This window comes from Gabonia massiliensis (assembly GCF_001403595.1).
Classification (GTDB): Bacteria; Bacteroidota; Bacteroidia; order Bacteroidales; family Coprobacteraceae; genus Coprobacter; species Coprobacter secundus.
The window spans coordinates 1,339,139-1,354,629 of sequence record NZ_LN877940.1 but is presented as its reverse complement, the minus strand read 5'-3'; the positions used below and the strand labels follow the sequence as shown (position 1 = coordinate 1,354,629).

Annotated in this window: 10 protein-coding genes and 1 pseudogene; 5 read left to right on the top strand and 6 right to left on the bottom strand. The window is 40.5% G+C overall.

What is annotated here, in order from left to right; genetic code table 11:
• The first annotated feature begins 35 nt into the window (after positions 1-35).
• The 5 genes and pseudogenes from BN2628_RS15210 to BN2628_RS15190 all read left to right on the top strand — a co-directional run bounded on the left by BN2628_RS15210 (position 36) and on the right by BN2628_RS15190 (position 9,268).
• On the top strand, positions 36-2,381 hold the full coding sequence (locus BN2628_RS15210) for a beta-N-acetylhexosaminidase (protein ID WP_021930108.1): 2,346 nt from the start codon (positions 36-38) through the stop codon (positions 2,379-2,381).
• An 81-nt stretch (positions 2,382-2,462) separates the two neighbouring features.
• Positions 2,463-4,529 (top strand): glycoside hydrolase family 20 protein, encoded by a 2,067-nt coding sequence (locus BN2628_RS15205; protein ID WP_055100459.1) that lies wholly within the window; start codon positions 2,463-2,465, stop codon positions 4,527-4,529.
• A gap of 160 nt (positions 4,530-4,689) precedes the next feature.
• Positions 4,690-5,940, top strand: a pseudogene (locus tag BN2628_RS15200) (MFS transporter).
• Between the two features lie 96 nt (positions 5,941-6,036).
• Positions 6,037-7,008, top strand: coding sequence for a glycoside hydrolase family 130 protein (locus tag BN2628_RS15195; RefSeq protein WP_044227330.1), 972 nt, complete (start codon positions 6,037-6,039; stop codon positions 7,006-7,008).
• Positions 7,009-7,015: 7 nt separating this feature from the next.
• A complete protein-coding gene (locus BN2628_RS15190; RefSeq protein WP_055099035.1) occupies positions 7,016-9,268 on the top strand; it encodes a GH92 family glycosyl hydrolase in 2,253 nt (750 codons plus the stop codon).
• Positions 9,269-9,436: 168 nt separating this feature from the next.
• Here BN2628_RS15190 and BN2628_RS15185 read toward each other — a convergent pair whose 3' ends face one another.
• The 6 genes from BN2628_RS15185 to BN2628_RS15160 all read right to left on the bottom strand — a co-directional run.
• Positions 9,437-10,513 (bottom strand): DUF4857 domain-containing protein, encoded by a 1,077-nt coding sequence (locus tag BN2628_RS15185; protein WP_055098932.1) that lies wholly within the window; start codon positions 10,511-10,513, stop codon positions 9,437-9,439.
• 35 nt (positions 10,514-10,548) lie between these two features.
• Positions 10,549-11,220 carry a hypothetical protein gene (locus BN2628_RS15180; protein WP_055098873.1) on the bottom strand — a complete coding sequence of 224 codons (672 nt, stop codon included), beginning with the start codon at positions 11,218-11,220 and terminating at the stop codon, positions 10,549-10,551.
• Positions 11,221-11,244: 24 nt separating this feature from the next.
• Complete coding sequence (locus BN2628_RS15175; protein WP_044227628.1) at positions 11,245-12,132, bottom strand: ABC transporter ATP-binding protein; 888 nt, start codon at positions 12,130-12,132, stop codon at positions 11,245-11,247.
• A gap of 28 nt (positions 12,133-12,160) precedes the next feature.
• Entirely contained in the window at positions 12,161-12,730 is a 570-nt protein-coding gene (locus tag BN2628_RS15170) for a PepSY-associated TM helix domain-containing protein (RefSeq protein WP_055098820.1), read from the bottom strand.
• Positions 12,731-12,739: 9 nt separating this feature from the next.
• Positions 12,740-13,345, bottom strand: coding sequence for a hypothetical protein (locus BN2628_RS15165; RefSeq protein ID WP_044227345.1), 606 nt, complete (start codon positions 13,343-13,345; stop codon positions 12,740-12,742).
• Between the two features lie 402 nt (positions 13,346-13,747).
• Positions 13,748-15,491, bottom strand: a 1,744-nt coding sequence (locus BN2628_RS15160) for a hypothetical protein (protein WP_055098759.1), incomplete at its 5' end; no start/stop codon positions are given.

Here is a 15,491-nt window from a genome sequence, read left to right as displayed (position 1 = left end):
AAACAATAAACAAACACACAATAATCAGAACAGTTATGAAAAATATCAAGCGTCATCTTGCAATCGCAGTGCTGGGCATAAGCCTGCTATCATGCTCGGTAGAAAAAAACCGGTATGAACTTATACCTTACCCAAACAACATGGAACAACTGCCTGGGCGTTTCGTATTCGACGATAACACTAATATATTCGTAGCCCCTGAATGTGGGAACGAAATGACCAACATTGCTTCGGCCTTTGCTACCCATTTCAATGAAATATCTGGAAAATCCATCACTGTCACTCCAACTGAAAGTGGGAAAAAATCGCTTTCCATAAAGCTCGATAAATCTTTAGCTCCGGAAGCTTACCGGCTAAACATAAATAACGATAAAATCGAAATTTTCGTATCAGCACCAAACGCTTTGCGTTTTGCTTTGCAAACGGTAAAACAACTGCTCCCGGCAGCAATTTACGGAAATGAAAAAGTAGCAAATGCCGACTGGTCAATTCCTTGTGCCAATATCGATGATGCCCCTCGCTTTGGCTATCGGGGATTACATCTGGATGTTGCCCGCCATTTCTTCCCTCTCGATGAAGTAAAACGCATCCTCAATGTGATGGCTGTACATAAACTCAATACACTGCACTGGCATCTGACTGATGACCAGGGCTGGCGTATAGAAATAAAAAAATATCCCAAACTTACCGAAATCGGTAGTATCCGTCATAAAACGATGATTCGAAAAGAATGGGACAATTATGACACTACCCCTCACGGAGGATTTTATACACAAGACGAATTGCGCGAAATGGTTAAATATGCAGCTGAGCTGGGTATCACTATCATTCCCGAAATAGACCTCCCGGGGCACATGATGGCTGCACTGGCCGCTTATCCCGAGTTGGGTTGTACCGAAGGCCCGTACGAAGTATCAGGACAATGGGGAATACGTGACGATGTATTATGTGTAGGTAAAGAAAACACATTCAATTTCATTGAAAACGTTCTACTCGAAGTAATAGACATATTCCCTTCTAAATATATTCATATCGGCGGAGACGAATGTCCGAAAATACGGTGGGAAAAATGTCCTGCCTGCCAGGCCCGTATCCGTCAGCTCGGTCTTAAAGACGATGAACATGGTAAGGCTGAACATTATTTACAAAGCTATACGACACATCGAGTAGAAGAATTTTTGAACAAGCACGGACGTAATATTATCGGATGGGATGAAATTCTGGAAGGGGGCCTGGCAACAAACGCTACTGTGATGTCGTGGCGCGGCACTACCGGAGGCATAGAGGCTGTAAAACAAGGGCATCAAGCTATTATGACCCCGACCGGGCCTTTATATTTCGATTATTACCAGACCAGTGATACCCAAAACGAACCCTTAGCTATTGGTGGAAATAATCCGATAGAACTCGTATATAACTTCAACCCCGTACCGGACACTTTGTCTCAAGAACAAAGTAAATTAATACTCGGTACACAAGCCAATCTCTGGACGGAATACATCGCTACTCCTGAGCATCTCGAATATATGATATTGCCCCGTTTGGCAGCATTAAGCGAGGTACAATGGACACAAGTAAAAAACAAAAATTATGATCGGTTCCTCGATAACCTGGGCAAATCTATCGCTATCTATGATGTAATGGGATTAAATTATGCCAAACATGTATTCGAAGTCAAAGGAGAATATCTCGTAAACGGAGAAAAAGATTGCATAGAAGCCACATTGCGCACTCAAGGAAACCATCCCATCTATTATACCCTCGATGGCTCAGAACCTACAGAGAGCAGCATGCGCTATACCTCACCGATAGAAATCGTGCCCGGCAAAGATTCATGTATCCTTAAAGCGATAGTTGTCCGTGGCAATATGAAAACCCGAACACTGGTAAGACCGTTCCAATTCAGTAAATCAAGCGGGCATCTTGCTACATTAAAAAATGCCCCCAATGAAAAATACACTTATAACGGGGCAACTATCCTGACTGATGGAATACGAGGAGACTTTAACTACAGTAACGGATGTTGGCTCGGATTTAAAGATACTCCATTAGATGCCACCATTGATATGGGAGAACCCCAGCAAATAAGCAGTGTAAAAGTTGGTACACTCGTACAATACTCTGAATATATATTTCCTCCGACAAAAATAACCGTCTACGCAGCAGAAGGGAACAATGAAATGCAAGAAGTCGGGAAACTCGATATACCAATAACAAAAGTCCAAGACAAAGACGGATTAAGAGAATACAGCTGCGATTTCTCACCCATCCAGGCTTCGAAAATACGAATAGTCATAGAAACAACTTCACAAATCCCCGCATGGCATGGAGCCAAAGGAGAAAAAGCATGGCTCTTTGTTGATGAAATTTCAGTTGATTGATAAATAAATTTTCATACCCAGCCCTTTATCCGGGCTGGGATATATCATAAAATTACGAAACAACAAATAGAAATTATGCCTATGACAAAATCTAATATATACGGGTTCATACTCTCCGCAACTCTGCTCATAACGAGTATCAGTTGTGCCCGCCAAGAAGGGCTCTCTGTGATTCCGGCCCCGCAATCGGTAGAATATCATAATGGAAACTTCGAAGTAAACCCGTCAACCAATATTTATACTAATATGTCAAAAGAAGGATGTATGGCTTTTGCCAATTACCTCGAAGGCACATCGCTCGCCTCTCACCCCTTTATAGATACACCGGACGAGTCAAATACAATCATATTAAATCTAAGCAATGATTCTACTTTTACCAGCGATGAAGCCTACAAATTGGTAATAGATAAAAATAAAATCGTAATAACAGCCCGAGGCGAAGCCGGCCTTTTCTATGGAACACAGACAATACTGCAAATGCTCGATAATGGTAATGGTAAAACTCTAAAGTCCATAACCATAGAAGATACCCCCCGTTTCCCTTATCGAGGAATGCATCTTGATGTTTCCCGTCACTTTTTTGACAAAGAATTTGTAAAGAAACAATTAGATGCCATGGCATATTTCAAAATGAACCGTTTTCATTGGCATCTGACCGATGGGGCAGGCTGGAGAATAGAAATAAAGAAATACCCTCGCCTCACTTCATTTGCCGCATGGCGACCATTCGACAATCTCCAAGAATGGTGGGTAAGTGGACGAACTTTCTGTAATCAGGATGACCCCAGAGCTGTAGGAGGATACTATACCCAAGAAGATATCAGAGAAGTTGTCGCATATGCTGCCGAACGTCATATTACTATCATCCCCGAAATAGAAATGCCCGGACACTCGGAAGAAGTATTGGCAACCTATCCGGAACTTTCCTGCTCAGGAACACCATACGTAGATGCCGACTATTGCATAGGTACGGAAAAGACTTTCGAATTTCTCGAAAATGTATTACTTGAAGTTATGGATATGTTCCCTTCCGAATACATCCATATCGGTGGTGACGAGGCGCCTAAAACCAGTTGGGAGCAATGTCCTCGTTGCCAAAAACGGATAGCTGATGAAGGTTTGTCGGGAGTGGACGAATTGCAAAGTTATATGATACACCGTATCGAAAAATTTCTTAATGACCACGGCCGTAAACTAATCGGTTGGGATGAAATCATAGAAGGAGGGTTATCACCCACAGCCACTGTAATGTCATGGAGAGGAGAAGAAGGCGGTATAAAAGCGGTAAAAGCCGGAAACCATGCCATCATGACTCCCGGGAAATATTGTTATCTCGATGCTTTCCAAGATGCCCCCAAAACTCAGCCAATGGCTATTGGAGGTTACCTTACCTTAGAAAAAGTATATTCTTACGAACCGATACCCGATTCGCTCAGTTCTGAAGAAGCAAAACTTATCTTAGGCGTACAAGGTAATGTATGGACCGAATATATGCCCACATATGAGCATACAGAATATATGATTTATCCCCGTATCCTGGCCCTTGCCGAGGTAGGTTGGTCTCCTGCTGATAAAAAAGATTGGAACAATTTCCATTCCCGGGCTCTGAAAGCTGTAAAAACTTTACAGGCTCATGGTTATAATCCGTTTCCGCTTGACAAGGAAATAGGAGATAAGCCCGAATCGTTCGAGCCTGTAAAACATCTGGCACGAGATAAGAAAATTATATATGCGCACCCATACAGCAAACAATATTCCGCGGCTGGAGAAAAAACTTTGGTCGATGGTATTCGTGGCGGCTGGATGTATAATGATGACCGTTGGCAAGGATTTATAGCTTGTGACTTCGACGTAACGATAGATTTAGGAGAAAATACTCCCATAAAAGAAGTTACTGCCGAATTCATGCAACTCAAAGGACCATATGTATGGATGCCCAAGCAAGTCATAATATCAGTCTCCTCTGACGGTAAGAATTACGATACTCTCTCAACGATAGACAATGACATTTCTCCTGATGAAGAAACACTTCAATTCAAAAACTTTGGATGGCAAGGCACAAGTAAAGCTCGTTATGTCCGCTACCAGGCTTTATCTAACGGTACTCCTGGTGGCTGGTTGTTTACAGACGAAATTATCATAAGATAATCAACAATTCCTGTCTATTTACTTAATAATGCCAGACACTCCGTGTCCCCTTCTTCCAAGAAAGGGGCACGGACAATAACAAAAAACAATGGAAGAAAACACAAGCAACAACAGAAAAACAGCCCATCCTATACAATGGGTACCTTCAGCCTACTTTGCCATGGGTATGCCTTTTGTAGTCCTCAACATGGTAGTTGTATTAATGTATAAAGGTTTAGGAGTAGACAATGCCCAAATCACATTATGGACTTCACTTATTATCCTCCCCTGGACACTAAAGCCGCTTTGGAGCCCTCTTTTGGAAATGTACCGTACAAAGAAATTCTTTGTTGTAACCACGCAAATCGTTACCGGAATAACATTTGCTGTCGTAGCCTTTTCGTTACATCTTCCTTCGTTTTTTGCCATATCAATAGCATTATTAGCCATTATCGCTTTTAGTGGAGCCACTCATGATATCGCTTGTGACGGTGTATATATGACAGAACTGTCGGAAACCGACCAAGCCAAATACATCGGATGGCAAGGAGCCTTTTACAATATTGCCAAAGTAGTAGCTTCCGGAGGCTTTGTATATCTCGCCGGCTATCTCATCAACTATTTCGGAGGAGAGCCGGGAGCATCCTCTGACATCGTGAAAATCGCCAATGAAAATGCCTGGGGAATAGTAATGCTGGTATGTAGTGTTACCATGATTATCCTCGGTCTTTATCATATATGGGTACTCCCATCGAGAAAAAGAATCAAAAGTTCTTCCAACGCAAAAGAACAAATGCACGAACTATGGAATGTCATTGTCGAATTCTTTCACAAAAAACATATTACTTACTATATCTTCTTCATCATCCTGTAGCGGTTTGCCGAAGGATTTGTAATGAAAATCGTTCCTCTCTTCCTGAAAGCAGCACGTTCCGAAGGAGGACTTGGATTGACAGAACAACAAATAGGACTGTATTATGGAACATTTGGTGCTGTAGCTTTCGTTATAGGTTCGATACTGGCAGGATATTATATTTCAGCTTTCGGACTACGCAAAACATTATTCTCACTCTGCTGTATCTTCAATCTTCCATTTGTCGTATATGTATTTCTGGCCCTTTATCAACCTGAAAATTCGGCACTGATTGCAGGAGCCATCGCATTCGAATATTTCGGGTATGGATTCGGATTCGTAGGTCTCACACTCTTCATGATGCAACAGATAGCTCCGGGCAAACATCAAATGGCTCATTATGCTTTTGCCTCCGGAATAATGAATCTGGGACTGATGATTCCGGGCTCACTCAGCGGTACGGTATGTGACTGGATAGGATATCATGACTTCTTCATTTTTGTAATGATAGCCACTATACCTTCATTCCTAATGACTTATTTCGTACCCTTTTCCCATACAGATACGGCAAAAGGATAAAACGGAACCTTCGACAGTCCCTGATAATAAAAACAATTTATTATAAACAGAAAATCATAAAACAACCCATTTAACAACTTAACTAACGTAATAAATATGAAGACAGAAATGCCATGGGAGCCCCGTCCCGAAGGGTGCAAAGATGTAATTTGGAGATACTCGGCCAATCCTATCATTCCTCGCAATTTACTACCCACTTCAAACAGCATTTTCAATAGTGCCGTTGTACGTTTTGGAGACGGTTTTGCAGGAGTGTTCCGCTGTGACGACACCAATCGTCGTATGCGTTTGCACGTAGGATTCAGCAAAAACGCTATGAATTGGGAAATAAACCCCGAACCTCTGAAATTTGAATGCGATGATAAAGAAATCGGTGAATGGGTATACGGTTACGATCCGCGTGTTTGCTTTATCGAAGACCGCTATTATGTAACTTGGTGTAACGGATATCACGGGCCCACTATCGGTGTCGCCTGGACAAATGATTTCAAGACATTCCATCAACTTGAAAACGCATTCTTGCCATTCAACCGTAACGGAGTCCTTTTCCCTCGCAAATTTAACGGTAATTTCGCAATGCTCAGTCGCCCCAGCGACAACGGACACACTCCGTTCGGTGACATTTTCTACAGCGAATCACCCGACCTTTGTTTCTGGGGACGTCATCGTCATGTAATGTCACCTGCCAAATTCGAAGAGAGTGCATGGCAATGTACTAAAATCGGAGCAGGGCCTATTCCCATCGAGACACCGGAAGGATGGCTTTTGATTTACCACGGTGTATTAGCCTCCTGCAACGGGTTTGTTTACAGCTTTGGTTCTGCCCTACTCGACCTTGACCAGCCATGGAAAGTCAAATTCCGTTCAGGACCATACCTGCTTTCACCCCAAACCATCTACGAATGTACGGGCGACGTTCCTAACGTAACATTCCCATGTGCAGCATTGCACGACGAGGAAACAGGACGCATCGCTATTTACTACGGTTGTGCCGATACCGTTACCGGCCTGGCATTCGGCTACATTCCCGAAATCATAGAATTTACTAAAAAAACATCCATAATCTGAACAGCTTATGCACATTCGTAATCTGATTACCTTTTGGATAACGGCAGCCCTACTACCAGTTATTGTACGGGCTGCCGACCCGGTTTCATACGTAAACCCTTTTATTGGAACTACCAATTTCGGGACAACCAATCCGGGAGCAATATGCCCCAATGGCTTCATGTCTGTCACACCGTTCAACGTCATGGGCTCTCCTGACAATCGTTATGACAAAGATGCCCGCTGGTGGTCTACCCCATACGAATACCATAACAGTTTTTTTACAGGTTTTTCTCACGTAAACCTCAGTGGTGTAGGATGCCCCGAATTAGGCTCCTTGTTACTAATGCCTACTACTGGAGAACTGGAAGTGGACTACCATCTGTATGGAAGCGAATATACTCGTGAAAAAGCTACTCCTGGATACTACGGTAACCATCTTTTAAAATACAATATAGACACAGAAGTTAGTGCAACATTACGTACCTCAATAGCTAGGTTCACATATCCCGGAGGTAAAAGTCATATACTGCTCAATCTGGGAGAAGGCCTCACAAATGAAAGCGGTGCTACCATACGACAAGTAAATGCCACTGAATACGAAGGATGTAAACTGATGGGAGGATTCTGTTATTACAACCGCCAAGGAGTATTTCCCATATACTTCGTTATTCGTACAGACAAAACCCCGCAACAATCAGGTTACTGGAAAAAACAACGCCCGATGACAGGTGTAGAAGCAGAGTGGGACCCCGACAACGGAAAATATAAAATATACTCGAAATATACCAAAGAAATGTCTGGTGACGATATCGGCCTGTATTTTAGCTATGATACCAAACCAGGAGAACAAATACAAGTGCAGATAGGCGTATCGTTCGTAAGCATAGAAAATGCCCGTGAAAATCTTGAATGTGAACAACAAGGATTTGACTTCGATAAGGTATGCCTCTCAGCACGCCAACAATGGAACGATATTCTTTCCCGTATAGAAGTAGAAGGAGGTACCGATGACCAGAAAACCATTTTCTACACAGCACTCTACCACATGTTTATCCATCCCAATATCTTGCAAGACGTAAATGGAGAATACCCGGCCATGGAAAGCAATAAAATCCTTTCTACCTCTCACAATCGGTATACTGTATTCTCCCTTTGGGATACTTTCCGCAACGTACACCCGTTTATGACACTTACATTTCCCGACCGGCAACTCGACATGATACGTACTTTGATAGACATGTATAAAGAATGGGGATGGTTGCCCCGCTGGGAACTTTACGGAAATGAGACACTCACTATGTCCGGTGACCCAGCTACAGCTATGATTGCTGATACCTGGCTCCGCGGCCTTCGTGACTTTGACACAGATGCTGCCTACAAAGCCATGCTCAAATCAGCAAATACACCCGGAAAAGATAATTTTTTACGTACCGACAATGACGATTATACAGCACTTGGGTACGTACCTTTACGCGAAACTTTCGATAATTCGGTATCTCACGCCCTCGAATATTATATTGCAGATTTCGCGTTGTCTCAGTTTGCCCAAGCACTCGGTTATGACGAAGATGCAAAGAGTTTTGCCAAACGCTCCTTGGGATATAAAAACTATTACTGTAAAGACTTCGGGACTCTGCGCCCCAAATTACCCGACGGCAAATTCTATACTCCATTCGACCCGATGCAAGGACTCAATTTCGAACCATCACCCGGATTTCATGAAGGTAATGCCTGGAACTATACTTTTTACGTACCTCATGACATCAAAGGCCTTATGCGCTTGATGGGGGGAGAAAATGCTTTTGTCAAAAAGCTACAAAAAGTTTTCGATGAGAACTTGTATGACCCGGCCAACGAACCGGACATTACTTATCCCTACCTGTTCTGTTACGTAAATAAAGAAGCTTGGCGTACCGACTACCAAATATCCCGGCTACTTGCTAAATACTTCAGTAACAAACCTGAAGGCATACCCGGCAATGATGATACAGGAACTATGTCAGCATGGGCCGTATTCAGTATGATGGGTTTCTATCCCGATTGCCCGGGATTGCCACGCTATATTCTTACGTCACCGACTTTTGACAAGATTACCATTCATCTCGATAATAAATATTACTCAAATAAGACATTGGTAATCGAAACTGAACGACCTTCGGCAGACGCAATCTATGTAGACAAAATATCAGTAAACGGCAAACATTTGAAAAACCGTTTCATTTCTCATGAGGATTTAGTAAACGCTAAAACTATACGTTTTACATTGAAAAGGCATTGAGGAAACAAAAAAATCGGGGTGTGTAATAAAAACCGAAAAATAACTCGGTGTAAGCGTAAATCGTTGTCTGTGTGTAACTTTTTACGAACGGTAATAAAGATTGTTAGGGGAATACAAGATTACACACCCCTTCCCCTTCCCTCTTTATAATATCAACTACTCTGAGATTTAATTGAAACTTCCAGAAACAAATCGTGCTTTTACCCACTTATCTTTTAGTGAGGTAAATGTTAATCGTACAGGGAATATATACCCTCCTATTTTCTCCGATAACGAAATAGTATTATTCGGCCTCTCCATCCTTTTCAAGAGACCATAATCCCGTGCATCAATAGCGTAATACTCATCACCATTATCATCCGATATATTTATCGTCCAATCAAAAAGATTCCCTATAACAGATATACTTTGCCGAGTAGGGTCGAATTGTGTCACCGGTAATGATATCAAACGATAACTTTTAGTAAGAAGGACATACAATCGATTCTGTTTGTCCGTAAGAAAAGCCAGAATTTTGCGGTTCTTAAACTCGGTCAAAAAAATATGATTGATAACAATTCCTTCCGGAATATCTATTTTCCGAACAAAAGAACGGCCCACCACCTGCTTCATATGAAACAGGTTATTCTCTTTATCTATCAATAGGTATCCTTCATCATAATCTTTACGTGTAGTCGGATTTCCGGCGATAATACGAGCTGGGAAAATAAAACCTTTCTTTTGTAAAGCCTTTGTAAAAAGTTGGCTTTTTTTCTCATCGACACAATTGCTTTTGATATCGATAAACTCAATACAGTCATTATCTATATGAAACACATCTTCTGGCATGACCAAATCTACCCTTCCAGAACTGGATTCCAATAAAGGATAGAGACCGATAACAGGCCTGTTACTTTCATCTGGAGAATGACGAAAAATAAAATTTTCGGTCTGAATAACCTTTGGATTCAGTTCGACACCTTTCATTCTCTCCGGCAAACGACCATCAGCAATCAATTGCCGATAATAAAACATCGGTAAGATACTGTCAAACTCGCTTTCAGAATATACATTTCCTCCCAAATCCTTTCGTACAACACCTTTATCCGAAGGTTGAAGTACTGCATAATCATCGATAACGCTACTATATAAAGTAAAAGGTGTCTTATTAGCCCGAGCTGTCAAAAAATTATACATCCAAGGCAATATCCATAGCAACAATACAACTATCGTAAAATAAAGCAATAATCTACTGTATCGTATCATGATGTCTCTTTTTTTAATTCAATTACTTCAGAAGGTTAATCCTGTTGTCCGGTTTTAAAACGATATACCGACAACATAGATAATAATACAGTAAGCGATGTATAACCGATAAGTACAGGTAAAAAACTATTATAAGCTTCAGGTACTGCCGAAAGAAAAAATACACGCAACACGCAGACTGCAATAACAATATTCAATATCCGACGTTTCCAAGTCGGCTCCAAACAAATCCAAGCTGTCAACAAATAGCCGGTAAATCCTGCAATATACCACGTAAGAGCTGTCATCAAAATATGTTTCACCAATTCTCCCGCCAATATTCCGATAAAATACACCGACATAAAGATAAAATTAAATACAAAACATACTAACAGGACCAATATACCATACAGCAGCATTACAGCAATAATACGATAATGAGGATAAGGAAGATGCAATGTCAGCTTCAAACGGCTCTGTTGTATTTCAGGCACAAATTGTACAATTGCCAGCAGAATACCGATAATCAAGGGAATATACATTTGCAAATCGATAAATATCACATCTCTTTCCAACATTACCTGCCACAAATGTTCCATTCCTTTGAGACCTATTACCCTATTTACTCTCAATAGGCTATAACCTGTAAATCCGATGGAAACAAGTATCGCCAACAAAAAATACCAACGGGTCTTTATCCACTCTTTATAAAGTATTGATTTCAGCATTTTGATTCTCCTTACTAATTACGGTTAATACTTTCCGGTAAGCCCGATAAACGCATCCTCTAAATTGACATTTTCACATTTCAACTCCGTATAAGGTACCTGCATTTCCCTTAGTTCCTGCTCTACATCTTCCTGTTTCAGAAAAGCATAAGTCTCTATATGATTACGAATAAGTGAAGGATGATAAAACTTATCATCTGCTATTTGCCACGAATATCCTTCAGGGACTGTAAATGTAAAACGCCTTAAATTATCCAGCAATGTACTCACAGGCTGCTGTATAAGTATCTTCCCATAATCCAGAATAATGCAGTCATCAATAAGACGCTCCATATCCTGAATGATATGCGAAGTCAAAAATACAGTTTTATTTTCTGCTTTAGCATACTCATGAAGATATTCGATAAACAATCTCCTGTATCCCGGGTCTAATCCAAGAGAAAAATCATCAAGAACAAGCAATTCCGGATTTTGGGCTAAAATAAGGCCGAGCGCAACTTGAGAACGTTGTCCGCAAGACATCCGGGAAATACGCTGTCCCGGAGCTACCTTCAGTTTTTCCATCAATTCGTAATAAGCATCCTTATTCCACTTCGGATAAAATTGCGAATAGAACTTCTCTATTTGAGAAATATTCATAAATGTATATTGTACATGACCCTCAATCAACAAGCCTATATCCCTACGACGTGCCGGATTCATCGTCTGTACATTTTCACCAAAAACAAGGCATTCTCCCGACCGAGGTCTCAGATAACCGCTTAATATGTTAATTGTGGTCGTCTTTCCTGTCCCGTTCTTACCAAGCAACCCAAGGATACGCCCTTGAGGTACACTAAAGCTAAGATTTTCATATATCAGCCTCTTACCGTAATAGTGAGTCAGGTTTTTACATTCTATGACAGATTCCATATACATGTATATGATGTTTAATTATCTTTTACCAAAAGAAAAGAAAAAATAATGGTATGGCTATACCTATTAACAACTCTATCCCCCCGATTCCCCACAACCCTCTACGACCTTTCATCATCAGAAAACCGGTCAGGACAATAACCAATAGAGAGATAGCAAAAATATCAGAAAAAGTTGTCCACCACTTACCCGGATTATAGTGCAACCGGCTTATGGCACTGAAAAAAGGCCGACGAGTTACCTTTTCATATACAGCGTGGCCGGAAGCCATATCTACTACCAAGTTCGAACCTCCTTTCAAAAAAACCTTCAAAGACCCTTTTTCCGGGAAATAATGCTTAGTATACTGATTTTCCTCCCCTATTTCTTCCAACAACAACAAAACATCTTTTTTCTTTATGTCTTGTTGCTCCGGTAAAGCTTGCCCCACAATATATACACTCTTTTTTACATCAAAGTTTGAGTTGAAACTGTCCTTATGGTTCAGCGCAATCCCAGAGATAGCATACACAACAAGTACACCTGAAAAGAGAAACGATATATCCCTATGTATATTCCGACTCCACCGACGCACAGTATTTGCCCAATTGCCCATCTATACAATTTATTCGTTTACAATTTTATAATCCGTTGCATCGATATAATAAAAAGAAAGATAATTCTTTCCTTCCTTTTCATTACGCTGAGCAATACGCTTTCTAAAATTGGCTATTCGTTCTTCCGTAGAATTTGCAGCCTCCTCTTGTCTGGCTTTTTGTTCACTGCTACAACCGGCAGAAGAATTACCATGCTTTTCATCAGCATTGTTTTCCAACTGGGCTTCCCATTGTTGTAAATAAGCCTCGTCGATACGTTGTTCTTTCAATACTCCGGTTACCCGTACTATACTGTTCACACAATCCTGACTAAACTTCCCGACTTCTTCTCCGGCCTCACAACGAATGGTACGGGTGTCATCACTTCCCATTAAAAATATCTTTCCTCCTCCATGTTGACAAATATGAGTACATACAGCCTCTACATCTACGGTTTGTTCAGTCAAAGCCTCTGCATTAGAAAGCAAAGAGTCTACATCCAAGACTGCAACAGTCTGCTCATCTTCGGTAACACCTTTATTCTCATCTTTTTGAGATTTATTTCCACAAGATACGGTACTTAATAATGCGACAGATAATAATGCCGTAACGCCAAAAAATTTAAAACCATTCATTTCTTTTATATTTTTAAATTATTATTCCTTTGTCTTTTATTCTCCTTCTTCTGATAAAAAAACAGTGGAAAAGCTTTTAAGTACCCGAATACCCAAAAACTATCCCTGTTTTTCCTTATTATTATGGAAGAAAAAGTGTTATAAAATTGTTTTTTACTTACTTAACTGCATAACTACATTTATTATCTATCCCACTCTTGTATTTGACTACAAACGTATGCACCTTTTAGCAGTATAGAAATACCCAGATATTATGATAATAACCATACGCCTATACCTATGAATAGGTATAAAAGACTGCGTCTATCTCTCCATATAAAAAGGATAGGCCATGCCCTAATGACACAACCTACCTTCTGTTTGAAAAAGAGATTACTTATATTTAAAAATAATTTGCTGTTATCAGTAAACAACAACTTTTTTACCATTTACAATATAAAATCCTCGTGGCATATCGATTGTTATATTTCCACATTCTGCACGGAAGCTCTTCATCAATCGTCCGGCAGCATTATAAATATTGACCAGACACGATTCTGCCGCTTTAACAACAATTTTTCCTTGTGAAGCATATGCCACAAATGTATCAGCATCGGATACTGCTGAATTGACCCCTGTTGGTATCTCAACATTTGGCAATGTGAATCCACACACAAGAACATCCCAACTATTTTCGGTACTACTCAACGGCTCCAAGCCCTTTACTACAAATGGTGTTGTCCTTCCACGACCGAACATTACATATTTATTTCCTTCAACAAGTGCCCCTCCCTGTCCAGTACTGGCACCACCTCCGGTAAATAATTGATAATATGTGCCTTCTGCAAGAGTCTCTTTATGCATCGAAACCAGCCATCCCCCAGACGACAGAGTATAGCCCGAAACATAGATGCTGTCACCTACAAGGTGAGCACTCTCTGTTTCGCTAATACCCAATTTATAATAGTTTTCTTTTGCAGCCTCAAAATTTCCAGTCTGGGCAGAAGCTGTTATTACATATCCATGTAATGTATTTGTAGTTACAGAATTTTTGAGTATTTCTGTGTCTCCATTGTTGATACTACCTGTAAATGAACCTCCTAATATAATCTTTCCATCGGCCACTTCTACAAACATCGGTTTGATTCTCTGTCTTCCTGCTGCATCTTTCGTTCCATTCAATAATTTGGCATATTCAACAGCAACCGTCTCGTCGGTAGCATTATTATTCGTCTCGCAATTTACCTTTATATAAAACAAATGAGAACGATCGTTGGGAACCTGAACTGCCTTATCTCCAAACGTCGTAGTTTGTTCTTCCGTTAAACTACCGTTCATATATCCCATCAAGTAAACCGCCTCATCATCAACAGCCATATTCACCGGATTCTCAAGGTTGACAAAACTCCCGTCTTTGTGGGTCATTGTCCATTTATAATTACCCTCAACGTCAAGTTTGAGAAGAAACAAGTCTCCTACAGGATTCTGTACATAATCATAATTCCAATTTTCTGGAACATTATCCGGCTCAAACACTTTGTCGGTTCCCTCAATATTTAAAGGACGGGCAAATTTACCAGCAATATAGAAATTTCCGTCCGGCCCCTCTACTGCTCCATTAAAGTCAAACATATTAGAACATGTTTTACTTACATTATTCACCTTTACTGGCTCATAATCCGCCCAAACATTTTTACACCATTCAACCTTGCCATCTTTATCCAATTTAAGGACATAACCTTTATAAATCCAGCCATGTTCGCTATCTACCGGCAAATCTTTTTCTTCAATAGTGTATACATAACTATCATCAGCAGATGTATGTAGATTCAGCATTATTTTTTTTCCATCAGCGTCGGGACCCTTATCTGCCAATCTCATCTTTAAAGCCAAAAGAACACCTCCGTCAGAAGTAGCTACCATGGATGAAGACGAACGATCAAAATATCCATAATCAGAATATACCGTAAGCAATCTTTCTCCTGCACTATTAATCTTATGCATTATGAAACAAGCATTACCATTTACTTGTATAGACGATTTAGAAGGATAACCATTAAATTTTTCTCCATTATAAGCTGTCCATAAATTCGTTTCAGAGCTATAAAAATCTTGAGTAAAAAATATCTCATTCTCATCATTTGTGGATATTTGCCCTACCATATCC